This is a genomic window from Pseudenhygromyxa sp. WMMC2535 (assembly GCF_011083025.2).
Window position 1 is genome coordinate 6,823,558 of the sequence record NZ_JABJWV010000001.1, and the last position, 26,712, is coordinate 6,850,269.

21 protein-coding genes are annotated in these 26,712 nt (G+C 69.7%); 13 read left to right on the plus strand and 8 right to left on the minus strand.

The annotated features are described in order from the left end of the window. Positions 1-58: 58 nt before the first annotated feature. Entirely contained in the window at positions 59-2,032 is a 1,974-nt protein-coding gene (locus tag G6O69_RS26510) for a HEAT repeat domain-containing protein (RefSeq protein ID WP_172306293.1), read from the plus strand. Positions 2,033-2,039: 7 nt separating this feature from the next. On the opposite strand, the gene G6O69_RS26515 is transcribed toward G6O69_RS26510, so the two are convergent. The 3 genes from G6O69_RS26515 to G6O69_RS26525 all read right to left on the minus strand — a co-directional run bounded on the left by G6O69_RS26515 (position 2,040) and on the right by G6O69_RS26525 (position 6,204). Further along, a complete protein-coding gene (locus G6O69_RS26515; protein WP_172306294.1) occupies positions 2,040-3,977 on the minus strand; it encodes a hypothetical protein in 1,938 nt (645 codons plus the stop codon). Between the two features lie 57 nt (positions 3,978-4,034). Further along, positions 4,035-5,378: a HEAT repeat domain-containing protein gene (locus tag G6O69_RS26520; RefSeq protein WP_217909914.1), complete on the minus strand. Its 1,344-nt coding sequence runs from the start codon at positions 5,376-5,378 to the stop codon at positions 4,035-4,037. A 121-nt stretch (positions 5,379-5,499) separates the two neighbouring features. Further along, a complete protein-coding gene (locus tag G6O69_RS26525) occupies positions 5,500-6,204 on the minus strand; it encodes a TetR/AcrR family transcriptional regulator (RefSeq protein WP_217909915.1) in 705 nt (234 codons plus the stop codon). Between the two features lie 97 nt (positions 6,205-6,301). On the opposite strand from G6O69_RS26525, the gene G6O69_RS42360 reads away from it, so the two are divergent. The 6 genes from G6O69_RS42360 to G6O69_RS26555 all read left to right on the plus strand — a co-directional run bounded on the left by G6O69_RS42360 (position 6,302) and on the right by G6O69_RS26555 (position 12,098). Then, positions 6,302-7,393: a VOC family protein gene (locus G6O69_RS42360; protein ID WP_172306296.1), complete on the plus strand. Its 1,092-nt coding sequence runs from the start codon at positions 6,302-6,304 to the stop codon at positions 7,391-7,393. 18 nt (positions 7,394-7,411) lie between these two features. Next, positions 7,412-8,380: a fumarylacetoacetate hydrolase family protein gene (locus G6O69_RS26535; protein WP_172306297.1), complete on the plus strand. Its 969-nt coding sequence runs from the start codon at positions 7,412-7,414 to the stop codon at positions 8,378-8,380. 11 nt (positions 8,381-8,391) lie between these two features. Next, on the plus strand, positions 8,392-9,966 hold the full coding sequence (locus tag G6O69_RS26540) for a bifunctional 3-(3-hydroxy-phenyl)propionate/3-hydroxycinnamic acid hydroxylase (RefSeq protein WP_172306298.1): 1,575 nt from the start codon (positions 8,392-8,394) through the stop codon (positions 9,964-9,966). 4 nt (positions 9,967-9,970) lie between these two features. Beyond that, positions 9,971-10,225 (plus strand): hypothetical protein, encoded by a 255-nt coding sequence (locus G6O69_RS26545; RefSeq protein ID WP_172306299.1) that lies wholly within the window; start codon positions 9,971-9,973, stop codon positions 10,223-10,225. Between the two features lie 112 nt (positions 10,226-10,337). Further along, entirely contained in the window at positions 10,338-11,081 is a 744-nt protein-coding gene (locus tag G6O69_RS26550; RefSeq protein WP_172306300.1) for an SDR family NAD(P)-dependent oxidoreductase, read from the plus strand. Positions 11,082-11,132: 51 nt separating this feature from the next. Beyond that, positions 11,133-12,098: an AraC family transcriptional regulator gene (locus G6O69_RS26555; protein ID WP_172306301.1), complete on the plus strand. Its 966-nt coding sequence runs from the start codon at positions 11,133-11,135 to the stop codon at positions 12,096-12,098. Here G6O69_RS26555 and G6O69_RS26560 read toward each other — a convergent pair. Continuing rightward, entirely contained in the window at positions 12,095-12,460 is a 366-nt protein-coding gene (locus G6O69_RS26560; RefSeq protein WP_172306302.1) for an MmcQ/YjbR family DNA-binding protein, read from the minus strand. The genes G6O69_RS26555 and G6O69_RS26560 overlap by 4 nt on opposite strands. Before the next feature lie 95 nt (positions 12,461-12,555). Between G6O69_RS26560 and G6O69_RS42365 the strand changes: the two genes are divergently transcribed. From G6O69_RS42365 to G6O69_RS26585, 5 genes are all read left to right on the plus strand, one after another. Next, positions 12,556-14,232, plus strand: a complete 1,677-nt coding sequence (locus G6O69_RS42365) for a VanW family protein (RefSeq protein WP_172306303.1) — start codon at positions 12,556-12,558, stop codon at positions 14,230-14,232. Between the two features lie 383 nt (positions 14,233-14,615). After that, positions 14,616-15,395, plus strand: coding sequence for an SPOR domain-containing protein (locus G6O69_RS26570; protein WP_172306304.1), 780 nt, complete (start codon positions 14,616-14,618; stop codon positions 15,393-15,395). Positions 15,396-15,479: 84 nt separating this feature from the next. Then, on the plus strand, positions 15,480-18,344 hold the full coding sequence (gene mutS, locus G6O69_RS26575) for a DNA mismatch repair protein MutS (protein WP_172306305.1): 2,865 nt from the start codon (positions 15,480-15,482) through the stop codon (positions 18,342-18,344). A 158-nt stretch (positions 18,345-18,502) separates the two neighbouring features. Continuing rightward, complete coding sequence (locus G6O69_RS26580; RefSeq protein WP_172306306.1) at positions 18,503-19,003, plus strand: EVE domain-containing protein; 501 nt, start codon at positions 18,503-18,505, stop codon at positions 19,001-19,003. Between the two features lie 95 nt (positions 19,004-19,098). After that, on the plus strand, positions 19,099-20,118 hold the full coding sequence (locus G6O69_RS26585) for a hypothetical protein (protein ID WP_172306307.1): 1,020 nt from the start codon (positions 19,099-19,101) through the stop codon (positions 20,116-20,118). A gap of 102 nt (positions 20,119-20,220) precedes the next feature. Here G6O69_RS26585 and G6O69_RS26590 read toward each other — a convergent pair whose 3' ends face one another. From G6O69_RS26590 to G6O69_RS26600, 3 genes are all read right to left on the minus strand, one after another. Then, positions 20,221-20,622 (minus strand): hypothetical protein, encoded by a 402-nt coding sequence (locus G6O69_RS26590; RefSeq protein WP_172306308.1) that lies wholly within the window; start codon positions 20,620-20,622, stop codon positions 20,221-20,223. 70 nt (positions 20,623-20,692) lie between these two features. Beyond that, the gene (locus tag G6O69_RS26595; protein ID WP_172306309.1) at positions 20,693-23,194 is read right to left on the minus strand and encodes a PBP1A family penicillin-binding protein; all 2,502 of its coding nucleotides are present in this window, start codon (positions 23,192-23,194) and stop codon (positions 20,693-20,695) included. 49 nt (positions 23,195-23,243) lie between these two features. Further along, on the minus strand, positions 23,244-24,512 hold the full coding sequence (locus tag G6O69_RS26600; protein WP_172306310.1) for a hypothetical protein: 1,269 nt from the start codon (positions 24,510-24,512) through the stop codon (positions 23,244-23,246). Between the two features lie 644 nt (positions 24,513-25,156). Here G6O69_RS26600 and G6O69_RS26605 point away from each other — a divergent pair. Beyond that, complete coding sequence (locus G6O69_RS26605; RefSeq protein ID WP_255215885.1) at positions 25,157-26,011, plus strand: ribulose phosphate epimerase; 855 nt, start codon at positions 25,157-25,159, stop codon at positions 26,009-26,011. 88 nt (positions 26,012-26,099) lie between these two features. On the opposite strand, the gene G6O69_RS26610 is transcribed toward G6O69_RS26605, so the two are convergent. After that, positions 26,100-26,705, minus strand: a complete 606-nt coding sequence (locus G6O69_RS26610; RefSeq protein ID WP_172306312.1) for a hypothetical protein — start codon at positions 26,703-26,705, stop codon at positions 26,100-26,102. Between the last annotated feature and the right edge of the window lie 7 nt (positions 26,706-26,712).

Genomic DNA, 26,712 nt, shown 5'->3' on the forward strand with positions numbered 1-26,712 from the left:
GGCCGGGCGCGCGGGTGCTGGCCTTGCTCGCGCTCGCCAAAGCCTCCAGACTCGCCAGGTGCGCCGTTCTCGACTGCCCGCCGTGCTCCTGGCCACGCTCCCGGCACTGACCACCACGGAGGTCGGCGCCCAGGGACCGGGCGAGGCGGACGGCCGCTTCCCGATCTGGCCGTCGGAGATCGATCGCGTGGCCGCCCCGCTGCGCGACCCGGCGCTGATGAACGAGAGCGCCCGCCTCGCGGCCCTCGACGAGCTGCGCGAGTACGCCACCGAGGTCATCTTGTCGGACCTCGAGCTCGCGCTCACCGATCCCTCGCCGGAGGTCCGCAACCTCGCCATGCAGATCTGCGCGTCGCGGCGGATCCTCGCCTGCGTCGACGAGGCCGAGCAGATGTGGGAGGAGGGCGAGGGCAGCGTGCGCTTCATGGCCCTCGAGCTGATCAGCCAGGACCCCACGGAGGCGCACCTCGAGCTGGTCTACGACGCGATGCGCGATCCCAACGACCTGATCCGCGAGCAGTCGATCCGCCTGCTCGTCCAGGCGCCGCTCTCGGCCGAGCAGGCCAAGCAGGCGCGCCAGGAGATCGTCGCGCAGCTCGGCGACGTCTCGATCCGCGTGCGTCGGACCGCCGCGCGCAGCCTCGGGGCCATGGGTCCGGGGGAGGGCGGGCTGGCCCTGGTCCGTCTGCTCGACGACATTCACCCCGAGGTCGCCGAGGCGGCGGCCTTTGGCCTGGGACAGATCGCCGATCCGCGCACCGGGCCGGCGCTCCAGCGCGCCCTCGAGACGCCGATCAACGCCAACTTCGCGGCCGCGGCCGTCGACGCCCTCGCGCGCCTGCCCGGCGAAGACATCGATCTCGCGCTGATCGATCTGCTCGACACGCCGCCGCCCAACACCCGCCAGCTCGACATCGCCCGCGCCATCGGCCGGCGCCCGGAGCCAGGGCCCGAGCTCATCGCCGGCCTGGTCGAGCGCATGCGCGACCCGGACCTGCGCGAGCCGACCAGCCAGGCCCTGATGTGGCTCGGCGACCGGGCGGTGCCGGCCCTCGAGGACACCCTCGCCCGCGGCCTCGAGCCGGACATCGCCGTGGAGGTCCAGCGCCTGCTCGACGCGCGCCTGCTCGAGCCCACGCCGGTCTTGCAGGGGGGAGAGGCGCGGGCGGTCGTGGCCGTGCCCCGGGCCGTGCCCAAGCTCGACGACCGCGAGGCCTGGTTCGAGCTGCTGGTCGACGACGCGCGCCTGGACGCCGCGGCGGTCCTGGCCGCCGACGCGCCCGCGTGGTTCGAGGGAGCCCTGGCCGGTCGCATCGACAGCGCGTCGACGGCGGGACAGATCGCGCCCTGGCTCGTGGCCGCGAGCCTCTCCCCGGAGATCCTGGGCGAGGAGCGCCACGCGCTAATCTGGGGGAAGATCGCCAGCTGGGCGAGCGAGGTGAGCGGCGCAGGTGAGGAGCGCTGCCTGGCCACGCTCGCCCTCGGTAGCGCCGCGGGCACGCGCCACGCCGAGTTCGTGAGCGAGGAGCTGCGTCGGCTCGCGGCCTCGGCCTCGGCGGAGGTCCGCGGCTGCGCGGCCCTGAGCCTCGCGCGCCTGGGCGACGATCCCCTGCTCGAGGCCCTGCTCGCCGATCCCTCCTCGCGGGTCCGGGCGATGGCCGCCGTGGCCCACCGGCACCTGCGTCGCCCCGGTGAGCGCGCGCGCGCGCGCATGGCCGTGCAGGCCGATCGCGACCCCGAGATGCGCGTGCGCAGCAGCGCGGCCTTCGTGCTCGCGGTGGGCGACGAGCGCAAGCGGCCTCAGGTGGTCCTGCTCCGCGGCCGCTCCGCGCCGCTGGGGGCCGTCGCGCAGGCGCACTGGCAGCGCTTCGAGGTCGCCGGGCGCGAGATCGACGTGCCGATGTTCGAGGTTGGCGGGCGCGCCTGGGCGATCGTGCCGCTGCCGGGGGCCAAGCCCGTCGAGGTCGACTCAGCGGTGATGGAGATGCAGTCCTCGCCCTACCACTACGAAATCTACGAGTACGCCTTTTAGGGGCGGCCTACTGGGTCGCCAAGAACGCGACGACCGCGAGCAGGGCGGCGCCGAGCAGGCCGACGACCATCCACAGCCCGCGCCTCGACGAGGGCGAAGGGGAGGGGGTGATGGCCAGCTGGGATCCGGTGGGCGGCTTGGGCGAGGACTCGCTCTCGCGCGCCTTGGCTTCGAAGAGCGGGCGCATCCCCGGGAGGTCGACGGCGAGGATCTTCTCGCCGTTGCTCGAGTCCATGAGCGTGTCGACGCTGCGCAGCTTGCCGAGCTCGATGAGCCGCTGGAGCTGGGCCATGTCGTAGGGCCCGTGGGTCTTGCCGCGGCGGACGATTGTGTAGTTGCGCGGGCCCTGGCCGATCTGCGCGAGGACGCTGCCGTCGGGGGCGGGCATCATGATCGACACCGAGGTCCCGCCAAAGCTGGCGGGGGAGCCCGGGGCGAGATCGAGGGTCGCGCCATCGGCGAATTTCACCGGCGCGGGCTGGGCGAGGCTCGGGGGCGCGCTGCTCGGCGCAGGTGGGCTGCCCGGCACAGGCGCGAGGCCTGCCGGGGGCGTGGGTCCGCCGCGGCCAAAGAGCTTGGTGGTCGCCTCGGGGCGCGGGGTGGAGGGTGGAGGCGTTGGGGCGGCGGGCTTCGAGTCTGCGCCGCCGACGACCGGCGAGCTGCGCCCGAAGGGGGCCGAGGAGGGGGGCTCGCTCGCGGGCGGCGGCGTGGGTCGCCAGGCGCTCGGTGGCGCTTGGGTAGCGGGCTGATTGGCCGTGCGCCCCATGTTCCACGAGCCGGAGGTCGACGAGTGGCTCGGCACCGGAGGGCGGCCGCCGAGGTTCCAGGCGCCGGAGCCCGGCGTGGGCCCGCTCGCACCGAGGTTCCAGGCGCCGGAGCCCGGTGTGGGCCCGCCCGCGCCGAGGTTCCAGGCGCCGGAGCCCGGCGTCGGTGCGCCGACGTTCCATGCGCCAGATCCGGGCGTGGGTCCGCCTTCGGCCCAAGGCGGCGGGGGAGCGGGCGGCGGGCGCCAGGGTTTTGCACGGACCGCGGGGTAGCGGGGATCGGCGTGCTCGCCGTGGTGGACCGGCTCGAGCACCGCGGCGGGCTCGACGGGATCGTCGCCGAGACCGACGGCCGCCTGGAGCCGACGGGAGAACATCAAGATGTCCTGGGGGCGATCCTCGGGGTTGGGTCGGCTGGCGACCTCGAGGATCCGCTCGAGGCGCGGCGGGAGGTTGAAGTGGGCCAGGGACATGCCGGCCTCGAGCGGCTGGCCGGTGAGGATCTCGAGCACGAGGCCCGCGGCGCCGAGGACGTCGGTCTCCACCCGCGGCTCGTGGGGCGGCTCGAACAGCTCTGGCCCGGCCATGGGCAGGTAGCCGGCCTGGGCGTAGGGCTCGAAGGCAGGCGCGAAGGGCAGGACCACGCCCTCGCCCGCGGCCGAGAGCAGCGCCTGGGGCATGCCCCCGGTGGGGTACATGAAGACGTTGTCGACGGTGACGAAGCCGTGGGCGCAGTGCTCGTGGAGCGCGGCCAGGGCCTGACAGACCTGGACCGCGATGGCCACGGCGTTGAGGGGATCGAGGGTGTGCCCGGCCTGCCAGACTTCATGGAGCCACTGGCGCAAGGTGGGGCAGCCCGGATCCGGGCGAACCACAAAGAGCGTCTCGAAGCCCTCTTCGCCCAGGGGCAGGGGGACCCAGCCGTAGGTGGGCAGCAAGTTTGGGTGGGCGACCTCCGAGATCTGGAGCAGGCGATGGAGCAACAGATCGCGGAGCTCTCGCTGCATCACCACCTCGGGGGTGAGCACCGTGAGCAGCAGCAGGCTCTTACCCTGGCGCGCCCGGAAGCGCTGGCCATGGGCGAGCTCGCCGAGATCATCGATGACGACGACCGGCGTCCCAGGTTGCTCACCAGGGATGCGCAGATCCTCGGGATCGACGATGGCGCCCGGAGACAGCACGCGCGAGGAGCATAAGCCAAGCGCGCGATTTCTGGGAGCAATGTGGAAAAAATCTAGCTAGTCACCCGTGCGATCGTTGCGCTGCTGACGGATCCCCTCGAGCAAGGACTGCGCCGTCTCGCGCACCAAGGCGTCGGTCTGCGCGTCGGCGATCAGACCTTCGAGCCACGGCTCGACCTCGGCGCGGATCTCTGGGGTCGTCGCGCGCATGGCTGCCATGGCCTGGATCGTCTTGAGGTCATAGAGCTCCTGCGGCATGAGCAGATCCTCTCGGTCGTGCTCGCCATCGGGGGCGAGGTAGACCGAGACCCGCTCGCAGAGCACGCGACGTTGGTCCTGGCTCAGACTGTCATAGGCGTGCATGAGCGCCAAATTCGAGCGCTCATCGGTGAGGATGCCGAGGCTGTGGACGATCGCGCACTTGGTGGCCAGGGGCGCGGCGGGCATGCGCTGCTCGAGCAGGTCCGCCGCCTCTCGACCCTTGCCGCTGTCACGCTGTTGCGCGAGGGCCCAAGCGGCCAGTCGCTGGACCGACTCGTCGGGGTGGTAGAGCGCGCGGTCGAGGATGGGCAGAGAGTCGCCGTGTTGGAGGTAGCCGAGCGCCCAGACCAGGCGCGTGTCGATGGCCTCACCCGCGTCGAGCTCGGCGCCGAGATCGGTGTGGACCTCCTCGACGATCGCCTGGTGCTGGAGACGGGACAGGGCCAGCAAGGCCTCGCGGCGGACCGCCGGCGGCCCGTTGCGCACGCGCTCGACCAGGGCCGGGACGCGGTTGATGTTCATGGTCGGGTTTTGCTTCTGGCGCCCGATGGCCCAGGCCGCGAAGCCCGCGACAGCGGGGTCTTCGCTCTGAAGCTGAGCTTCCAAAATCTTTAGAACTTCCGGGCGGTTACGCATCGATAGTTCATCGATCGCATCGGCCTTGTTCTGGGTCGTCGCGGCCGGATCTCGGAGCACCGCGGCGTACTGCCCGATGCTGTCCCACCAGCGGTTGAAGCCGCGATTGACCAGGTTGAACAGGCCGTAGGTGACCACGCAGCACAAGATGACGACGACCGGAAAGCTGGCCGAGCTGCGCTGCATGGACGCCGCGACGTCCTCGACCTCCTCGTTCTTGCCCACGAAGCGCCCCGTCTTGCCCTGGAGGCTGCGACGGAAGGCGCCCTTGAAGAGCAGCTCGTCGAGCCAGAAGGCGTCGGCGACCCCCGCGACGACCATGGTCGCGTAGTACAGGGGGAAGAGCAGGTCGGGATCACCGGCCCCAGCGCGCAGGTAGCTGGAGACATAGACGGCCGCGAACAGACCCAGGAGATTGGCTGCGACCACCCCGAGCCACAGCTTCATTGATGTGCGATTCCGAGGGTTTCGGCCGTAGCCTTTGGGTAGTTTCTCGGCGGCCATGGCGGGAGTCATACCTCGCCTCGACCACCGGCGTGGGCGTGGGTTCCGATTTGCCGAAAAGCCGCGGCCAGCCGGCGAGAATCGGCGTACCCCCGCGGGCCCTTGCGCAAAAGTGCAGGGCTCACTCGAAGGCTTCGAAGGCCCCGGTCATCTCGGGCAGGGGCGAGTTCGCGACCCGTTGCGCTTCGGCGAAGTCGAGGCCGAGCGCGTGGAGCAGGGCGGCGGCGTTTCGCTCTGCGAGCGCCTCGGCCGAGATGCCGATGGCCGCGAGCATCGTGCTGTCGGTCGCCGCTTGGATCTGCGTGGCGATCCCGCCGAGTGCGCCATAGCCCACGACCACGAAGCTCATCATCGGGTCGGGAGCCGTGAAGCGTCCTGTAGAGATGCCAGCGCGAATATCACGCAGTAGCCGCGGCCCGAGCCCTCGGGTGGCGCCGGAAATCTTCTGCGCCTCGAGCAAGAGCAGGCGCCCCCACTGAGGGTCCCGACGCGCGCGACGAAGCGTGAGTCGGACACTCGTTGCCAGGACCTCTGCCGGATCTTCGATGTCACGAGTCAGGCGATCGAGCGCGGTGCCAAACTCCTCGTAGAGCTCGTCGACGAGCGCGTCATAGAGGGCCTCTTTGGATTCGAAGTAGTTATAGAAGGAGCCGAAGCCGACGTCGGCGGTGTCGGTGATCTCCTTGATCGGGACGGCGTCGACGCCTCGCTCCGCGAAGAGCTGACCCGCAGCCGCGAGCAGCCGGGCGCGAGTCTCTCGCTTCTTTCGCTCCCGCCTGCTCAGGTCGGGGAGCTCGACTTGCTGTAATTTCGATAGAAAATTCAATTTTGACAATTTTATCAACTTCGATCATCGTGTCAATCGAAGGTGCCGGGTTGGGTCGGAAACAGGCCCAAAGGCCCCTGAAAGAGGGTTCAGGCCAGTGCTCACTCTCGAGACCGCCCAGCCATCGCGCGCACCCCGGCCCACGGCCAGGGCGACTCGGCTCAGCCACCTGAGCTTCGCCCGCCCGGACCTCGAGCGGACCGCGCGCTTCCTCGTCGACTTCGGGCTGACCGAGCTGGTGCACGCGGCCGGGGAGGGGGCCGGCCCCGCGCGCCGATATTTTCGTGGCACGCGCTCGAGCGGCTATTGCTACCGGGTCGAGCAGGGCGCTCGGCCGACCTTCATTGGTTTGGGCTTCGCCGTCGCCACGCGGGAGGAGCTCGAGGCGTTGGCGGCCCTCCCTGGTGCAGGCGAGATCGTCTCGAGCACGCACCCCGGCGGCGGCGAGTTGCTGACGCTGCGCGATCCTTGTGGGTTCGAGGTCGAGGTCGTGTACGGCCAGGAGCCGCTCGCGCGACTCGCCGATCGCGAGGCCTTCGTGTTCAACAACGGCGACGGGATCCCGCGCATCGACGCGACCCAGCGCACTTTGCTCGAGCCGCCCTCGGTCCTCGACCTCGGCCACCTCGTCCTCGAGGCCCCGCGCTTCCAGGCGACCTGCGCGTTCTACACCGAGCACTTCGGGCTGATCCCGAGCGACGTCCAGCTGCTGCCCGACGGCAGCCCGGCCGTGGCGTTTCTGCGCCTCGATCGCGGCGACACCCCGACCGACCACCACACCCTCGCCCTCGCTCAGGGGGTCACCCCCGCGTTTGGGCACGCGGCCTTCGAACTCGTCGACGCCGACGCCATCGGTATCGGCGGACGGCTGCTGCGCGAGCAGGGGTGGCGCCACGCCTGGGGCATCGGCCGGCACATCCTCGGCAGCCAGATCTTCGACTACTGGCAGGACCCCTGGGGCGACAAGCACGAGCACTACACCGACGGCGACCGCTTCACCGACGCGGTCCCGACCGGCTTTCACCCCGTCAGCCGCGAAGCCATGGCGCAGTGGGGTCCGCCGATGCCGCGTGACTTCGCCAAGCCGCGGCTGTCACCCGCGAAGCTGGCCGCGATCGTCCGCAACGTCCGGGACAGCCCGGACCTGGACGTTCACAAGCTGATGACCATGGCGCGCCTGTTCGGCTGACCTGGATCGACGACCACGATGATCACGCACGTCGTACGCTACCGAGACCGAGACGAGGACCGAGACCGCTGGGGGGTCGTCGACGGCGGGGAGGTCGTGCCGATCCCAGGCGCGTTCTCGTCGACCGGCGACTTCATCGAGGGCGTCTCGGCGAGCGCGCTCGCCGAGCTCTCGAAGCAGACGGACGAGCGCCTCGTGCTCGAAGAGCTCGAGCTCCTGTCACCGGTCACGCGCAACCAAAAATTCGTGTGTCAGGGCGCCAACTACCGCCAGCACATGATCGAGTCGGGCCTCGACCCCGACGCGAAGACCTACAACATGATCTTCACCAAGGCGTCGTCGTGCATCGTCCCGGCGCACAGCGACGTGATTCGCCCCCGCGAGGTCCGCTTCCTCGACTACGAGATCGAGCTCGGCCTCGTGTTGCGCCGCCCGATCCACGGGCCGTGCAGCGTGTCCGCATCCAACCTGCACGAGTTCGTCGCTGGCGCGGTGATCGTCAACGACTACTCGGCGCGCGATATCCAGATCCCCCAGACCCAGTTCTACAAGGGCAAGTCGTTTCGAAGCTTCGGCCCGGTCGGCCCCGTGCTCGCGCTCCTCGACGCCGAGGACATCGGTCGGCTCTCGAGCCTCGAGCTGGAGCTGCGCGTCAACGGTGCGCTCCGCCAGCGCGACTCGACCGCGAACCTCGTGTTCAAGCCAGCCGAGACCTTGACCGAGCTCTCGCGGGTCCAGGACTTCGCGGCCGGCGACCTGCTGGCCACGGGGACGCCCGCTGGCTGTGCGCTCTCGGTCCCCTCGCCGATGGTCCAGCGCATCGCGGCGCTCTTGCCCGAGCGCACCAAGTGGAAGCTCTTCCTCGACGCCCAGGCGAAGCGCGAGCAGTACCTCTCGCCTGGCGACGTGGTCGAGTCGCGGATCCGATCGCGGGACGGGATGGTCGACCTGGGCGTCCAGCGCAACCGCATCGTCGCGGGCAGCTGAGTGAGGACTCGATGAAGACGCTCCCCGATCAGGTCGATGTGTTGATCGTCGGCTACGGGCCCGTGGGTGCCGCGTTGGCCAACCTGCTCGGCGAGCTCGGCGTCCGCACCCTGGTCGTCGACAAAGCGTCGGCGATCTTCATGGCCCCGCGGGCGATCGCGCTCGACAACGAGGCGCTGCGGATCCTTCAGATGGTCGGCCTCGAGGACGGGGCCTTTCCGCGCTGCGAGATTCCCCGGGTCCGCTTCGTCAACCCCTGGCTCGGCGACGTGATGGCGCTGAACACCTCGGGGGAGATCGATGCCCACCCCAAGCTCGTGACCTTCTACCAGCCACAGCTCGAGCGAGCGCTGCGCGAGCGGCTCGCGAGTCGGGCCGCCGTCGAGGTCTGCACCGGCCTCGAGTTCGTGTCGCTCGAGCGCCGCGCGGAGAGGATCGTCTGTGACCTGCGCGACGCCGAGGGAGCGCGCCACCAGGTCCGGGCCCGCTATGTCGTCGGCGCCGACGGGGCCAGCTCGAGGGTCCGCGCCAGCGTCGGCGGAGGCTTCGCGGGCAAGACCTATCCGCAGGCGTGGCTGGTCATCGACGCCAAGGGGGCCGACCCCGACTTCGACCACGTGGAGTTCATCTGCGACCCGCGACGACCGACCCCGCACATGGTCGCGCCCGGGGGCCGGACGCGCTGGGAGTTCATGCTGATGCCGGGGGAGACGGTCGAGGAGATGGAGCGCGACGAGGCGATCGACGCGTTGCTGCGCCCCTGGGGCGGGCTGGCCAAGCTGGAGATCGAGCGCCGCGCCGTCTATCACTTCCACGCGCGCACGAGCGCACGCTTCAGCCACGAGCGCGTGTTCTTGGCGGGCGACGCCGCCCACGTCACGCCGCCCTTCGTCGGCCAGGGGCTCGTCGCGGGCCTGCGCGACGCCGCGAACCTGGCGTGGAAGCTCGCCTGGGTGCTCGAGCATGGCGCGTCGCCGTCGATCCTGGACAGCTACGATCAGGAGCGTCGGCCCCACGCCATCAAGATGATCAACCTCGCCCGGGCCGCCGGCTGGACGGTGATGCCGCGCTCGCGGCTCCAGGCCGGGCTGCTGCACAGGGCCATCGAACTGGCCCAGCGCCTCCCCGGCGCCTCGGGCTTCATCGACGAGCTCGGCCTCAAGCCGAGTAATTTTTTCCCGCGCGGGCTCCTCGTTGGCGGCCGCGGCCGCGGTCGTCGCGGCTCGTGGTTTCCCCAGGTCCGGACGCGCGCGCCCGATGGGAGCGTCCATCGCAGCGATGATCTTCTCGGGTCGAGCTTGGCCGCGGTCGGGGGTGGCGGTGATCCTGGAGCACAGCTCCCGCCGGCGCTAGCGAGGGCGTGGGCGCGAGCAGGGGGCAAGACCCTGGGGCTCCAGCGCGGGTCGATCGCTCCGGATCGCGGTTGTCATGCGGTCCTCGGCGACGCGCTGAGTGATCGGCACTTGCCGCCAGATTGGTGTGTTTTGCTCCGGCCGGACAAGACCGTGCTCCATGACGGTCCGCTCGCGCGTGCCCCCGAGCTCGTGAAGGCGGGGCTCGATGTTCTCGGGCTGATGAGCTCGTGACCAGATGGATGGACGACAACGTCTATCACGCCTTCCCCAACATCTACGCCTGCGCGGCACGCCCTACCGCGACCCGCTGGACTGGGCGGGGACGGTCGCGGCCATGCTCGCGTACGAGCCCGCGGCCTTGATCCCGCAGCATGGCGTGCCGGTCGTCGGCGCGAGCGAGGTCCAAAAGATGCTGACGGACTATCACGACGCCATCGCCTTCGTGCACGACCAGACCATCCGCTACATGGCCTATTTCGAGACCCAATAGGCGTCTCGAAATAGGCCATCGAGAACAAGACGATCGCAAAAGAAATCCAGACGTCTCATCATGGATCGTCTGGGCGGGGCGCGTTAATCCTGATCTGCAAGGAGAGACGCCCATGAACACTGTCCTCATCACTGGTTGCTCATCTGGATACGGCCTCGAGACGGCGCGCTACTTTCATGACCGCGGCTGGCGCGTCGTCGCGACCATGCGAACGCCCCGAGAAGACATCCTGCCGCGCTCGGAGCGAGTGCGGATCGTCGCCCTCGACGTGACCGACGCGGCGAGCGTGAGCGAGGCGGTCGCAGCCAGCGGCCCGATCGACGTGCTCGTCAACAACGCCGGGATCGGTGCGTTCGGTGTGTTCGAGATCATGCCGATGGCGATGATCCGCGAGCTCTTCGCGACGAACACGCTCGGGGTGATGGCCGTGACCCAGGCCGTGATTCCACAGTTTCGCCAGCGATGCGCCGGGGTCATTGTGAACGTCACCTCGAGTGTCACGCTGGCTCCGATGCCGCTGGTCGCCGTGTACACGGCGACCAAGATGGCGATCGAGGGCTTCACCGCCTCGCTCGCGCTCGAGCTCGAGCCGCTGAATGTGCGCGCCAAGCTGGTCGAGCCGGGCTATTGCCCGGACACCGGGTTCACTCGAAACGCCGGCGAGCGCGTGGTGACGAGCGCCCCGGAGGCCTATGAGGACCTCACTCGAAGCGCGCTCGCTGGAGTCAGCGGGCGCGCCTTGGTGACGAGCGAGGCCGACGTCGCCGAGGCGGTCTACCGGGCCGCGACCGACAGCTCCGCGCAGCTTCGCTTCCCCGCGGGGGCCGACGCCCTCGCCCTCGCCGCCGGCCAATGAACACCATTGATCTCGTCGAGGATCACGTCGGGCTACAATGGTGACCGCGTCATGAGCAAGCGGTCCAAGCGGTCCAAGTCGTCTCCGGCGCCTGCGGATGGCTCCGGCGGCTCCGACCCCCTCGCCGCGGTGATCGCCTTGCTGCGCCCGCAGACCGTGGTCTCGAAGGTCATCAGCGGCGCCGGGCGATGGAGCGTGCGCTACGACGACGGTCACCTGGATCCGGGGTTTTGTCTGATGCTCGAGGGGGAGTGCTTCCTCGATATCGACGGCGTCGGCCCGACGCGGCTCGAGGCGGGGGACTTCGTCCTGGTCCCGGCGGTCCCCGGCTTCACCATGGCGAGCGACCTAGCGATCGAGCCCCGCAAAGCCCAGCCGATCTACACGGGCGAGCTTCGCCACGGCAGGCGAAGCGGTCCGGCGTCGATGCGCCAGCTCGGCGGATACTTTCGCTTCGATCGCGCCAACGCCCGCCTCGTCGTCAATTTTCTACCGACGGTGATCCACATTCGACGCGACGACCCGGGGGCCGATCGAGTCCGCCGCGTCACCGAGCTCATTCGCGAAGAGGCGCTGGAGAACAGGCCGGGGCGCGAGCTGATCCTCGAGCGACTCGTGGAGGTGCTGCTCGTCGAGGCGCTCCGCTTTCGGCCTGCGAGCGCCTCGAGTCAGGAGCAGGGTCTGCTCGCTGGGCTGTCCGATCCCGCCCTCGCCCGCGCGCTGCGACGGATGCACGACGAGGTCGCGCGGCGGTGGACGATCGCCGACCTGGCACGCGCCGCGGGCATGTCCCGGGCGAGCTTCGCCGAGCGCTTCTCACGGCGGGTCGGGATGCCGCCGATGACCTATCTCCAAGAGTGGCGCATGGCGATCGCCAAAGATGCGCTGCAGCGCCAGCAGCTGCCGCTCTCGGAGGTGGCCGAGCTGATCGGCTACCGGTCCGCGAGCGCGTTCAGTACGGCATTTTCGCGGCATACGGGCTGCTCACCGAGCGAATTTTCTCGCTCGGGCGCCTAGATCTGTTTGGCCAGGGTGCGCGGGGCGATGAGGCGGTAGCTGTCGTGGATGAGCTCCTCGAGCCCCTTCCAGTCGATGGGGACGTCGAGCCAGACGCCGATCCACCCGCGCGAGCCGACATAGGGGGGCGCGAAGAAGACGTCGGGGGCGGCGGTGATCAGGGCGGTCTGAGCGCCCTCGGCGGCCTTCATCCATGCGGAGGGGCGGCCGTCGGCGTAGTTGCCTTTTTGAGACACGAAGATCTTCTTGCGCACGCGCCACGCGGGATCGCCGTGGGCGGGCTCCTCGACGGCCTCGGGGAGGGCGAGGCAGATGGCGCGGAGCTTCGCGAGGACCCGTGGGTCGACCTTCGACTCGTTCATGGTGGGCAGGATGGCGCGAAGGTGACGCAGAGGGAAGCTCGGCGCGATCGCAGCTTTTTTGTGGTCTCGCCCCGGCCGGCCTAGCTTGCTCGGTGGTGACCGCACACGCTGCCACGCGCATCGCCTCGAGCGATCCTCTGCGGGCCAGGGAGCCCTCCCGAAGCCGCCGAGCCACGGCTCGGCCGCGGCGCAACCGCCAGCGTTCGCCCGAGCCCGAGCCCTCGTCCGAGCCTTCTGGCGATCCTTCTCTGGAGGATCCGCGAGCCGAGGGGGCAGAGGAGCAGGCGCGCGCGTCCCGCTCACAGAGCCAGCGGCAGCCGACGCCCGAAGGGAGCGGGGGGACGCCTCGCTCGCCCTGGCGGGCCGCGCTCGCCACGGCCGAGACCATCACCATGCTCGCCGCCGGCGCTGCCGCGGCGGCCTTCCTCGCGGGGGCCTGGGAAGACAGCCAGCGCCACGAGGTCGCCGTCGACGGCCTGACCCTCGGTGGCGAGGAGGTCGGTGGCCTCGACCGCGCCGCCCTGGAGGAGGTGGCGGTGCGGGTCAGCGAGCGCAGCCTCGATCGTGATCTGGTCCTGCGCGCCGGCGAGGTCTCGACCCACTCGAGCGCCCGAGATCTGGGCGCGGTCCCGGAGCCCGCGGATGTGGTCGATCAGGCCCTGCGCTACGGCCACAGCGGCGACCTGCTCGCGGATCTCGAGGCCCGGTCCGCGGCCCGGCGCGGCGAGGTCGACCTGCGCGTGGGCATGCGCTTCGACGAGAGCAAGGCGCTGACCCAGCTCCTGGGCCTCGCCCCGGCCGTCGACACCATGTCCTTGCCGACGCGCCTCGACCTCGAGGCCCGCAAGGTCCTGCCGGCGACCCCCGGCACGGCGCTGCTTCCCTATGACTCGCTGTCGAGCGTGGCGGTGGCCCTGGCCGCCGGCGCCGACGAGATCGAGCTGGCCGTGGTCCACAAGCCTCCGGTGGAGGACCCCCTCGGCCTGCTCGCCGAGCACCTCGACATCGGCGTGGTGCTCGGGACGTTCTCGACGCCCTACTCCCTGGAGGCCCGGGCGAGCGACCGCACCTCCAACCTCAAGGTCGGCGCGGCGGCCCTCGACGGTCACGTGCTGATGCCGGGGGAGACCTTCTCCTTCAATGAAGTCGTGGGCGACCGCAGCCCCGAGAACGGCTACCGCTGGGCCCCGGGGATCTCCGGCGGGCAGATCATCGACGTCATCGGCGGCGGTATCTGCCAGGTAGCGAGCACGATCTTCGGCGCGGGCTTCTTCGCCGGCCTCGAGGTCGTCTACGCGCGTCCGCACAGCCGGCCGAGCAGCTACGTCGACATGGGCCTCGACGCCACGGTGGTCTGGGACAGCGTCGACCTCGTGCTTCGCAACCCCTACGACTTCCCCGTCGTCTTGCACATGACGGTGAGCCAGGGCCAGGTCCGCGGCGAAGTCCTCGGACCCAAGCGCCCCTACCAGGTCGCCTTCGAGCGCTCGCTCGAGGAGTCGCTGCCCTACGAGACGGTCGAGCGCGCAGACCCGAACCTGCGCGTCGGGACCTCGGTCATCGCGCAGCGAGGCATGCGGGGCTTCAAGCTCGAGCGCGTCCGCAAGCTCTACGAGGGCGGCGAGGTCGTCAGCGAAGACAGCTGGGACCTGACCTACCCCGCGACCCGCGAGATCGTCCGCGTCGGCACCAACCCCGAGGGGGAGGTGCCCGAGGACAAGTCGCTGCCCAAGCTGCGCGACCCCGCGGCCTCGATGCGGATCATGCAGTAGCCAGGGGCTGGCTGGTCAGCGAGCGCCGGTTTCGCGGCGCGGGTGACATGTGGGCGGGCCGACGCCGAGACGCGTGCCGATTGTTGCAGGCGAGGGTCGCTCGCTGCGAGAGGGTCGGGCTCGTTCGCGTCGGGACGCAGCGCTGGTTGCATCCGGGCGGCGCGATGCGGGTGCAGACGACGCTCGTCGCAGGCGAGGATCGCCCGTTGCGGGCAGGTCGGGCTCACGGGGGATTGGGGTGCTTGGGCGCCAGGTGCGTTGCCCGCAGGTCGTTCGGAGGCGCCTCGCTTTCGCGGGTTTTTTCCCGAACGTGCGCGGATGGTCTAGGCCAGAAGAGATCTTCACGAGATCTCCCCAGGAGTCGAAGGAACAACATGCGCGAAATGCATAAATGGAAGGACAAGGTCGAGCTCTCCCTCGACAACCGGCAGATCTTCTTCTTGTTCTTTGGCCTGTCCGTCGTGGGCTGCTTCGTGTTCGCCCTCGGCATCATGACCGGGCGTCGGCTCCAGTGGGAGCCGGGCCAGCAGGTCGCCGCGGGGCCGTCCTCGCTCTCGCTCCTCGACGAGGAGGAGGCCGAGGAGGATGAGCGCTTCGCGTTCAAGAGCGGCCTGTCGCAGTCGGACGCCGAAGACATCCCCCCGACCCGGGACCCCGAGGTCCCGCCGGCCAACGAAGAAGAGATCGCCGCCCGCAAGCTCGCCGAGCAGCGCGAGGCCGAGCAGGCCCAGATCGACGCGCGCATCGACGAGGAGCAGCAGATCCTGGCCTCGGCCAAGGTCGAGCAGGCCAAGCCCGAGGTCGCCAAGCAGGTCGCCGCGGCCAAGCCCGAGGCGAAGAAGCCCGCGGCCGCCAAGCCCGCGAGCAAGCCGGAGGCCGCCAAGCCGGCGAGCAAGCCCGAGGCCGCCAAGCCCGAGCAGAAGTCGGGCGGCAAGCGCTTCACCCTCCAGATGAAGGCCTTCTCCCGCCAGGAGGACGCCGACAAGCTGGCCGAGAAGCTGCGCCACAACGGTCACGACGTGCGCATCGAGGACCAGGACGTCCGCGGCCGCGTGCTCTACCGCGTCCGCCTGGGCTCCTTCGAGAGCTGGGAGGAGGCCCTCGCGGCCAAGGCCACGTTCGAGAAGTCCGAGCACGTGATCGCCTACGTGGTCAGCCTGTAGATCGCGCAGTCACCCGCGCGTGAGCGAAGAGGGGCCCCTGGGGGCCCCTTTTTCGTATTCGGGGGGATCGCGTACAAAGGGCCGGTGCCAGCTCCGCACAACTCGGCCGACAGCCCGGTGATGCGCCAGTACCTGGACATCAAGGCGCGCTACCCCGACGCCATCGTGATGTTCAGGATGGGCGACTTCTACGAGATGTTCTTCGAGGACGCGATCACCGTCGGCCCGGTCCTCGACATCGCCGTCACCACCCGAGACAAGAACGCCGAGGATCCGGTGCCGATGGCCGGCGTGCCCTATCACGCCATCGGCGGCTACCTGCGCACGCTGGTCGAGCGCGGCTTCAAGGTCGCGATCGTCGAGCAGATGGAGTCGCCCGAAGAGGCGCGCAAGCGCAAGGGGCCCAACAAGATCGTCCGCCGCGAGGTCGTCCGCGTGGTCACCCCCGGGGCGCTGCTCGACGACGAGCACCTGCGGGGGGAGGAGCCCAACTACCTGGTCGCGCTGATCCCCGGGGCCCGGGCGGTGGAGATCGCCGAGGGCGAGCTCCCGCCAGTGATCACCGCGCCGGCGGCCCAAAAGAAGAAGTCGAAGAAGGCGTCGAAGAAGTCGGGGCGCAAGTCCAAGGCCGGTGTTGGTGCTGGCGCCGAGGGCAAGGCGGGGAGCGGCGAGGCGATCACCGCCGCGGTCGCGGCCCTCGACATCTCGTCGAGCGAGTTCGTGATCATGGCCTGCCGCCGCCCCGAGGACCTCCGGGCGGAGCTCGCCCGCCTGGCGCCGCGAGAGATCCTCGCCGCGCCGGCGCTGCACGGCTGGCTACAGACCGAGCTCGGACCCGAGTGTCCGGCCATGGCCACGGGCGCGACCCTCGACGGGGCCGCGGATCCGGCCTCGCTGCTGCCGCGGATCCGCCACCTCTACGAAGAGGGCGGGACCCAGGTGAGCGAGGCGCTGCGCGACGAGGAGGCGGCGGCGGCGGCCACGGCGCTGGCCTACGCCGAGGCCACGCAGCCCGGGCAGACCCTGCTGCTCCACCGCCTGCGTCGCCACGAGCCCAGCCGCCACTTGATCCTCGACGAGACCTCGCTGCGCAACCTGGAGATCTTCAGGACCCTGCGCGACGGCCAGCGCCGCGGCTCGCTGCTGTGGGTGGTCGATCACACGCGCACGGCCATGGGCGCCCGGGCGCTGCGGGCCTGGCTGGGCGCGCCGCTCCTCGACCTCGGGCAGATCGAGGCTCGCCAGGACGCGATCGCGGCGTTGATCGCCGAGCCGCGCCTGCGCAGCGAGCTGCAGTCGCGGCTCAAGGACGTGCGCGACGTGATCCGCCTGGCCGCGCGCGCGCGCCTGGGCACGATCAGCCCGCGCGAGCTCGGGGCCCTGCGCGCCAGCCTCGAGGCCGTGCCCGGCCTGGCCAAGCTCCTCGCCGAGCTGGCCTCGCGGCGCACGGACAAGCGCCCGCCGGCGCTCCTCGACCTCGGCGAGGACCTGCTGACCGACGTCCACGCGCTGCTCGTGGACAAGCTCGTGGATCAGCCCCCGGCGATCACCCGCGAGGGCGGGATGATCCGCTCGAGCGCCGACGAGGTGCTGGCCGAGCAGCGCGAGCTGGCGGCCGGCGGGCGCAGCAAGCTCGCGGCGATCGAGACGCGCGAGCGCGAGGCCACGGAGATCCCCAGCCTCAAGGTCAAGCACAACAACGTGTTCGGCTACTTCCTCGAGGTCCCCAAGGCGCACATCAAGAAGGTGCCCAAGGGCTGGGTGCGCAAGCAGACCCTGGTCAACGCCGAGCGCTACGTGACCGACGAGCTCGCCAAGCTCGAGGCCAAGGTCTTCGACGCCCAGACCATCGCGCTCAGCCGCGAGCTCGAGCTCTTCGAGGCCCTGCGCGCGGAGGTCAGCGCCGCCGGTGAGCGGCTGATCGAGCTCGGCGAGTCCCTGGCCACCCTCGACGTCCTCGCCGGCCTGGCCGAGGTCGCCGAGGCCCACGGCTACGTGCGCCCGCAGCTCGTCGAGACCCCGGAGCTCGAGATCCAAGACGGCCGCCACCCCGTGGTCGAGCGGACCCTGGGCGCCGGGCGCTTCGTGCCCAACGACGCGTCCTTGGCCGCGGGCACCCACGGCAGCGCCGAGACGCCGCGCCTGTGGGTGATCACGGGGCCGAACATGGGCGGCAAGAGCACGGTCATGCGCCAGGTCGCGCTGATCACCATCTTGGCCCACGTCGGCAGCTTCGTGCCCGCACAGGCGGCGCGCATCGGCCTCGTCGATCGCGTGTTCACCCGGGTCGGGGCCGCGGACGACCTCGGCCGGGGCGAGAGCACCTTCATGGTCGAGATGCGCGAGACGGCGCAGATCGTCGCCCAGGCCAGCCCGCGCTCGCTGGTCTTGCTCGACGAGATCGGCCGGGGCACCGCGACCTTCGACGGCCTCGCGCTCGCCTGGGCGATCACCGAGCACCTCCACGATCAGGTCGGCTGCCGGACGCTGTTCGCGACGCACTACCACGAGCTGTGCGGCCTCGAGGCGCGGCTCGCCGGGGTCCGCAACGTCCACGTGGCCGTGCACGAGCACCGCGGCAAGATCGTGTTCTTGCATCGCGTCGAGTCCGGGCCGGCGGGGCGCAGCTACGGCATCCAGGTCGGTCGTCTGGCCGGGCTGCCCGCGCGGCTGCTGCGTCGAGCCCAGCGCATCCTCGATCGCCTCGAGGCCCAGGAGCGGGCGGCGCCCAGCGCCCAGCTCGATCTCTTCGCCCCGCGTCCGGGCGCCGAGGTCGACGAGCCCGCGGGATCGACAGGGGGAGGGGAGGGCGCGCTCTCTCCGGCCTTCGCGGACGTGATCGCGGAGCTCGAGGACTGCGATCCAGACGTGCTCACGCCCCGCGCCGCCCACCAGCTGCTCTATCGCCTCGTCGATCGCCTGCGCACGCCCGGGCTCGACGAGGGCTGATCTAGGAGCCGCGCTGGGTTCCACCACGGGCTCCTAGGGGCCCGTGAGCGGGGGGCCGCGCGTGGGCCGAGCGAGGCTCGCCGTGACGCGTGTCCCGCGTGCCCACGGTGGTCAGGGCGCGCTTGGGGTCGGCACCGGACCCGTGCTACACGCCGGCCATGGCACGCAGGGCCCGACGATACTGGCTCATGAAGAGTGAGCCCGAGGTCTTCTCCATCGACGATCTCGAGCGCGTGAGCAGCGAGGGCTGGGACGGGGTCCGCAACTACCAGGCCCGCAACTTCATGCGCGATGAAATGGCCGTGGGCGACCTCGTGCTCTTTTATCACTCCAACGCCAAGCCACCCGGGGTCGCCGGGGTCGCGCGCGTCGCGGCCGAGGCCTACCCGGATCCCACGGCCTTCGACACCGAGTCCAAGTACTACGACGCGAAGAGTGATCCCGAGGATCCGCGCTGGTGGCAGGTCGACGTCGAGTTCGTCGAGAAGTTCTCCGAGCTCGTGAGCCTCGACGCGCTGCGAGAGGCCGCCGAGGCCGGTGCGCTCGAGGGCATGGCGGTGGTTCAGCGAGGCCAGCGCCTATCTGTTCAGCCCGTCGATCGCGCCCACTTTGCGAGGGTGCTTCGCATGGCCGGCGCCAAGACCCGCGTCCGAGCCTGAGCCGCGGGTCTCGGGCCCGGGCGTGCGGGGAAACTCCCGCCCCGCTCTGCGCCTGATCGCGCCCAATGTGGTACGTTTCGCGCCACCGAGGAAGCATGAAGCGTTCGACCTGCGCCCCATTGGTGTTCCTGCTCGGGATGTCCCTTCAGTTCGGCTGCAAGCCGCCCGAGAACACGGACGATCCCGATCTCTCCAACGAGGAGTCGCTGGTCGGCTCGCGCGAGTACAGCGACTACGACGAGGAGGGGGCCCTCGACGAGAGCTACGGCAAGCGCGAGGAGCTGCCGCCCCTCGCCGACCCCGTCGAGAAGTGCACGGGCAAGGGCAAGAACAAAGAGTGCAAGATGGTCGACCCCCAGCCGGAGGTCACCGCTGCCTACGGCGCGCGCAAGCTCATTGGCCGCTTCCGCTGGGGCATGGACGTGCGCACCGTGATGGGCCAGCTCGAGAAGGACATCGAGGACGAGTACGCCGAGCTCCAGGCCAAGACCAAGGACCCCAACGAGCAAGACCGCAACCGCGAGTGGAAGCGCGAGCAGATCGCCGAGATCGCCAAGAACCACGTGCGCTTCGAGGAGGCGGCTCACCACCGCTGGGGCGTCTCGCTGATCGCCCACGAGTTCGTGGACAACGAGGGCGAGGAGATGGTCTGGGTCAAGTCCCCGACCCTCAAGAAGTTCTTCTTCTTCAAGGACGGCGAGCTCTACAAGATCGTCTACGCCTACGGCCTGCAGTCGTGGGAGGGCATGGACTACAAGCAGGTCCTCGACCAGAAGTTCAAGAAGTGGTTCGGGGCCAGCCCCGAGAGCAAGATGATCGTCGACGAGGAGACGCAGATTAAGCTCGCCGACTACGTGCAGTGGAACACCGCCGACAACGACCGCGTGCGCGCCTTCGACATGAGCGCCGTGCACGGCGCCTACGTCATCTCGGTGGTCGACGGTGACGCGGAGGAGCGCTACGGCGAGCGCCTGCCCACGCGCAAGGACGACGGCGAGTTCACCGACTCGGTCAGCGACGTCCTCGGCGGCAGCGACATCTGCTACGACGAAGAGGGCAACATGATCGAGGACGCCGATCGCTGCAACGAGCTGCGCGGCGAGCTCGAGGAGTAGGCACAGGCAGCCTCGCTGCTCACGAACACGGCGGGAGTCGGGCGCAGGCCTGGCTCCCGCTGGTTCAATTTGGGCCCCCCACGCGGGGGAGAGACCCGTGGCTCAGCGCAGGCCGTCGAGGTGAGCGGCGCGCTCGAGGAAGGCCGCGCCGATCGTGGTTGCGACCACGGCGATCAGCCCCAGGGAGATGCTGCCCCAGGGCGAGAGCCAGGCGTGCACGGGGGTGTCGGCGAGCAGCAGCTCGACCGTCAGCATCGCGGCGAGGCTGCACAGGCCGAGGCCCAGGGACACCATGCCGCGGTAGCGCAGCTCGCCGGGGCCGAGGAGCTGGAGCCGGCGGTATTGGGGGACCCGGGCCAGGGCGGCCTGGACTCGTGGGCGCTCGAGGCTCAGCGCGGCCGCGACGATCAGTACGAAGATCCCGGCGAAGATCAGCACGATCGCGCCGCGGCCGATCGTCTGGTCCGCGGCGCCGAGCAGCCCGTCGATGAGCGCAGCAAACACGGCGCCAAGGATGGGCCGTGACCGGCCGGGGAGGCAAATTAATGCTCGCCCTCCCGAAGCCCGAGGTGGATCAGTTCGCGGCGCCGCCGTCGCGGCGAAGATCCTGGCGGTAGTAGATCGTCGCCGCCGGCATCCCGGGGACGGGCGTCCCGCCGTGGGTCGCGTCGACCTGCTTGCGGCCCACGCCCTCGGGCGGCTCACCGGGGATCTGCGGGTACTCCCGCTCACCGACGACTTGCTTCATGAAGTCGGCCCACATCGGGATCGCCGTGGTGTAGCTGGCGTCCTCGTCGCCCAAGGAGCGCTCGTTGCGGTCGTCGAAGCCCATCCACGCGGCGCTGACGTGGCGGGCGGTGAAGCCCACGAACCAGGTGTCGGTGGTGAGATCGTCCCAGTGGCCGTCGCGCTTGTAGCGGCCCGAGGACGTCCCGCTCTTGCCCGCCGCGGGCGCGCCGATGTGGCTGGCCCGGGTCGCCGTCCCGGAGGTCACGACCTCGCGCAGCAGCCGGCTGATCAGGTAGTTGCTGCGGTGATCGAGGAGCTGCTCGGGGGCCTCGAGCTGGCGCGCGGCCATGCGATCGATGCGCCCGGCGATGTCGACGGCGCCCGCCTCGGGGTCGCGCTGATCCAGGCGCGTCACCCCGCGCTTGTCGGTGATCCGCTGGATGTAGAGCGGCCGCTGCAAGCTGCCCCCGCGGGCGAACACGCCAAAGGCCGCGCTGAGCTCGTCGATGCGCACGCAGGACGCCCCGAGCGACAGGCCCTTGTCGGGGATCAGCTCCGAGGTGAAGCCGAGCTTGCGGGCGAAGGTGATGGTCTCGTGGATGCCGACGGCCAGGAACAGGCGGATCGAGGGGGTGTTGAGCGACTTGATCAGCGCCGTGCGCAGCAGGACCTTGCCGTCGAGGGTCTTGTCGATGTTGCGCGGGTTCCACTCCTCGCCGGGCTCGGGCTCCCAGGCCTTGGCCTCGAGGACATCGTCCATCTGCCAGCCCTGGTCGAGGGCGAGGGCGTAGTAGATCGCCTTGAACACCGAGCCGGGCGAGCGGCAGGCCGAGGTCGTGCGGTCGTACTGGGAGCGGTCGTAGTCGACGCCCCCGGCCATGGCGACGACCTGGCCGCTGTGATGATCGAAGGTGAAGGAGGCGGCCTCGACGAGGGGCGTCTGGCCGAGCTCGACCAGCAGCGGACCCTCTTCGTCGGCGTTGTCTGCGTTGGCGCCCGCGCTGGGCTTGGTGCCTTCGCCCGTCCCGTCTGCCGGCGTGGGCTCTGCGTGGGGCTCGCCGCGGACCATGGCGCCCTCGCGGTCACGGACGGCGCGGACCCAGATCACGTCGCCGACGACGAGGGCGTCCTCGAGGCTGTTGGTCCTCTGGTCGTTGACGCCGCTGCGCGGGTCGTAGGGGGCGGCCCAGTCGGCGTGGCGCAGGGTCAGGCGGGTCGTGATCGCGCCGAGCTCGACGCTGGCCTCGTACTGGCGGACGTCGCTGACCAGGCCGAGGATCCAGCGCTCGGGGTCCGCGAAGGGCTGCTCGCCGTACTCGGCGCGCATGCGCTCACGCAGGGCCTCGCGCTCGTCGGCGTTGCGCAGGTGGGCCTCGGGCCCGCGCCAGCCCTGGCGGCGGTCGAGGGCCCGGGCGGCCTTGCCGACGCTGCGATCGGCGGCGGCCTGGATGGGCAGGGCGACGGCGCTCTCGATGACCAGGCCATCGGCGAGCACGGCGTCCTCACCCAGGCGCTCGACGGTCAGCTGGCGGACGTGCTCGGCGTAGAAGGGCGCCCGCCGACGGAAGGGATCGCTGCGCAGCTCGGCCAGCTCGATGGGCTCGGCGGCGGCGGCCTCGGCCTCGTCCGAGCTGATGTAGCCGGCCTCGACCATGTCGCGGAGCACGATGTTGCGCCGGCGCATGGCGAGGTCGGGGTTGCTGACCGGAGACCAGCGGCTGGGCGCCTGGGCCATGCCGGCGATCAGCGCCGACTCGGCCAGGCTGAGCTCGTCGAGATCCTTGTCGAAGTAGCGGCTCGCCGCTGCGCGCACGCCATAGGCCCCGTGGCCGAGGAAGATCTTGTTGAGGTAGATCTCGAGGATCGGGCCCTTGCCGAGGCTCGACTCCATCTTGAGCGACAAGATCGCCTCGCGCAGCTTGCGGTCGAGGGTCCGGTCCTGGTCGGCGAGGAAGCTCTTGGCGACCTGCTGGGTGATCGTCGAGCCGCCCTGGACGACGGTGCCCGACTGCAAATTGGCCTTCATCGCCCGGGCCAGGCCGCGGTAGTCGAGGCCGGTGTGCTCGAAGAAGCGGCGATCCTCGGCGGACAAGAACGCCGAGATCAGCTGCTCGGGGATGTCCGAGAGCGGGGCGTAGGAGCGGTGCTCGCGGGCGAGCTCTGCGAGCAGGGAGCCGTCGGCGGCGTGGATCCGCGTGACCCCCGGGGCCTGGTCGCGGTAGTCGTCGACGGCGCTGAGGCTGGGGAGCTCGGCCGCGAAGTAGCGGTAGGCCGCGCGCCCGACGAAGAGGGTCGAGAGCGCGAGCAAGATCAGGGTGAACAGCCCATAGCGAAAGAGCCAGCCCAAAAGGCCGGCTCTCGCGGGATTGGTTACCCACACTCGCGCGCGCGCGTTCTCAGTCACCGCCCAGCTTCGGGTCGCTGGTGTAGTTGGCGATACCCTCGAGGGCGCGATCCTTGTCCTTGACCATCTCGTCGACCTCGGACTTGGCCTTGGACATGAGCAGGTCGAAGTAAGCCTTCGCGTTGGCCTCGGGGGTCTGACCGATGGCGTAGCCGTAGATGCCGCCGGAGGGGGTCAGGTAGAACGCCTGGTTACCGGGCACGATGGACGTGTCGCCGCCGACATCGGTGCGGATGATGTAGGCCTTGGCCTTGAGGATCTCCTCGCCCTCGCACTTCTTGAGCGTCTCGGGCTTGAAGTCCTCGGGCAGGGGATCGGGGATCTCGTCGCAGATCGCCGAGACCAACTCGGCGAGCACCGCACCACCGGCCTCGGGGTTGACGGCGACGACGAAGTTGCTCGGTCCCTTGATCTTGTCGACCAGCACGTCCTTGTTGTTGTTGACCCAGCCCTTGAGGATGCTGACGTCGATCTGGACGTTGTTGGCGGACTGGGCCAGGCCGAAGATGGTCTTGATGACCGCGGGGTCCATGGCGGCCATCTGCCAGCCAAAGAGATCCCCGACCTCGACGGCCGCGGGCTCGAACTCCTCGAGGGCGGCGATCGCCTTGTCACCGTCCTTGGCGGTGATCGCCTCCTCGACCTCGCCGAGCTTCAGCGCGATCTTGGCGCGGCTCTCTTCGATCTCGGTGACGCGCTGCTGGATGTCGTCGGCCTTGGCGATGGCTGCGTCGTAGCGCTTTCCGCCGTCGGAGGACTTGTGGAACATCCAGCCGAGGCCGACGCCGACGGCGAGGCCGATGATGCCCGCGAAGATCGGCAGGCCGATGTTGCTCTTCGGCTTGACGTCGCCGCCAATGTCGTCGAGCAGCCCGGCGTCAGGGTTGAAGGCGACGCCGCCAGAGAAGGGATCCTCGGCGAGGTCCTCCTTTGGTGCCGCAGCCGCCACCTGGGCCGGCGCCGCCGCGACGGCGGGCTCGGGCTGCATCACCTCGCCTGGGGCGGGGATGTCGGCGGGCTTGCTGACCTCACCGGGGGCGGGGATATCGGCGGGCTTGTTGACCTCGCCGGGTGCCGGGATATCCATCGCCGGCTTTTTGACCTCACCCGGAGCGGGCACGTCTGCCTTGACCTCGCCTGGGGCGGGGATGGGCGGCGCGGCTTCCGAGGCCGCAGGGGCCTCCGGTTCGGCCGCCGCGGCCTTTTTAGCAAGACGCGCCTTCAGGGCGCTGAGGTCCTTTCCTTTCTTCGGTGCGCTCAAGACCGGCTCCCTCTGGCGTCGTGGGCGGGCTCAATCTGCCCAGAACGACGACGCGCAGGATAGAGACAAGGTCCGCGAGGTGTCAACGACATAAGCGACCCTAAATGCTGGAAGATCGCCCGCGAAACCCAATTAATCGGCGATCTCGATCATTCGATGACCCCTCGACCATGCGCGTTGAGCGGGTTGCTCCACGTCTGCTCCAGGTCCGGGCAAGCCAGAGCAGGTCCGAGCAGGGGAGGGGGTAATGCCCGCGCAGGTTGCCGTTGACATCGGTGCCACTTTTGAGGTTTCACTCCACTCAGCCAGGCCTCCAGATTGGGAGCGCGATATCGATCAGGGGCCAGATGAAGGTCGTTCAGTAATTCGAGTTGCCCCAGTTAATCTAATTTCTGGATCAGATGACGACTTTTTGTGTCATTTTGTCCAGAAAAGTAGATTTGTCAGGCACAATTGTCTTGCGAGACTTATTCAGTCATGTAACTATCAGAGAGAGCATTGGTGCTCAGCGCGAGAAATGCGTGCCGGCTTGCGACATCCGGCAAATCTTGCGCCTGCGGATGAAAACCCCCCAGCTCCAAAATTTCAGTTCGACTCGAGGGATCATGAAAAAGACGCTTGTGCTTTCGTTGATTGGCGGCGCGATGAGCTTGACGCTCACTGGCTGCCCCAAGGATGACCAGTCCGCCGACACGGAGACTACGACCACCACCCAAGGTGATGGCACGGACGACGATGCCGGGGAGTCGACCGGTGAAGAGGGCGAGGAGGGGACCACGTCCACCACGACCGACGACGACACGACGGAGGACGAGGGAACGACCTTCCTGAACGTCGACATGCCTTCGGTCGCCGAGTGTGACCCCTGGGCGCAGGACTGCCCCGATGGCGAGAAGTGCGTTCCCTACGCCAACGACGGCGGCAACTCGTGGAACGCCAACAAGTGCGTCACCATCTTGGGCGACGGCTCCATCGGCGACGAGTGCACCTGGGACGGCATCATCGAGGCGACCGACACCTGCGGCACTGACTCGGTGTGCTGGGACGCGCAGGACGTCGACGGCGTCGCTGTGGGCGTCTGCACCGCGTTTTGCGACGGATCGCCCGACGATCCGAGCTGCGATGTGGGCACCAGCTGCCTGATCGCCAACGACGGCTCGATCACGCTGTGCATCCAAAACTGCGATCCGCTGCTTCAGGACTGCGAGGCCTCGGGTCTGGCTTGCTACTGGGCCGTGGACAGCTTCCAGTGCATCGCCACCTCGCAGGGCCTGCAGCTCAACGAGGAGTGCGGCTACATCAATGACTGCGACGAGGGCATGGTCTGCCTCGACGCCTCCGTGCTGCCGAACTGCGCGGGCTCGGCCTGCTGCGCCGGCTACTGCGACATCGATGATCCGCAGTGCCTCGACGGGGACACCGAGTGCGTGACCTTCTGGGAGGAAGGCGAGGAGCTCCCCGGCTACGAGAACGTCGGGATCTGCATCCTCCCTGGCTGAGCCCAGCGGAGCGACGTCATGAAAAAGCCGCTCTCCGCGAGGAGGGCGGCTTTTTTCATTGGGTTTTGCCGGTCTCGAGTCGGGCTGATCAGCGCAGGCGCGCGACGTGGAGCGCGAAGCCAAAGTCCGCGAGCGGGCGGTGCTCGGGGGTCTGGGCGTGCCACTTCAGCGTGGCGTGGTTGGCGCTGTCGCGGACGTCGTCGAAGTAGATGAAGCCGCGCATCTGGGTACCTGGGAGCAGGACGCCCCAGGGCAGGGCGAGGCGCCCGAGCTCGCCATCCTGGGTTCGCACGCTCTCGTAGGCGAGGCTGCGGCCGGGGTCGTAGGGGATCTCGCCCTGGTGCCCGGCGGCCTGATCCGCGGGCATGGCCGCGAACGCACCGCCGGCGTCGTAGAGCACGTAGCGGAAGCCTCGCCGATCGTGGAGTTCGAAGTCCCCGGGGGCGAGGAGCACGGGATCGCTGCCCATGTTGGCGACGAGCACGTGGACGACGGTGAGGTCGTCGCCATAGTTGCTGTCGCCGGCCCAGGACTCGGTGGTCAGCACGACGGTGATCCCGCTTTGGCTGTCGCGGGCGATCAGTCGGTGGGAGCCGTCGGCGGCGACGAGCTCGCTCGAGGTCACGCAGCCGGTCAGCGGGGCAGCCAGGGCTGCGGCCAGGAGCGTCGCAAGGACGGTGCGCTCGCGCTTCACGGCGGCG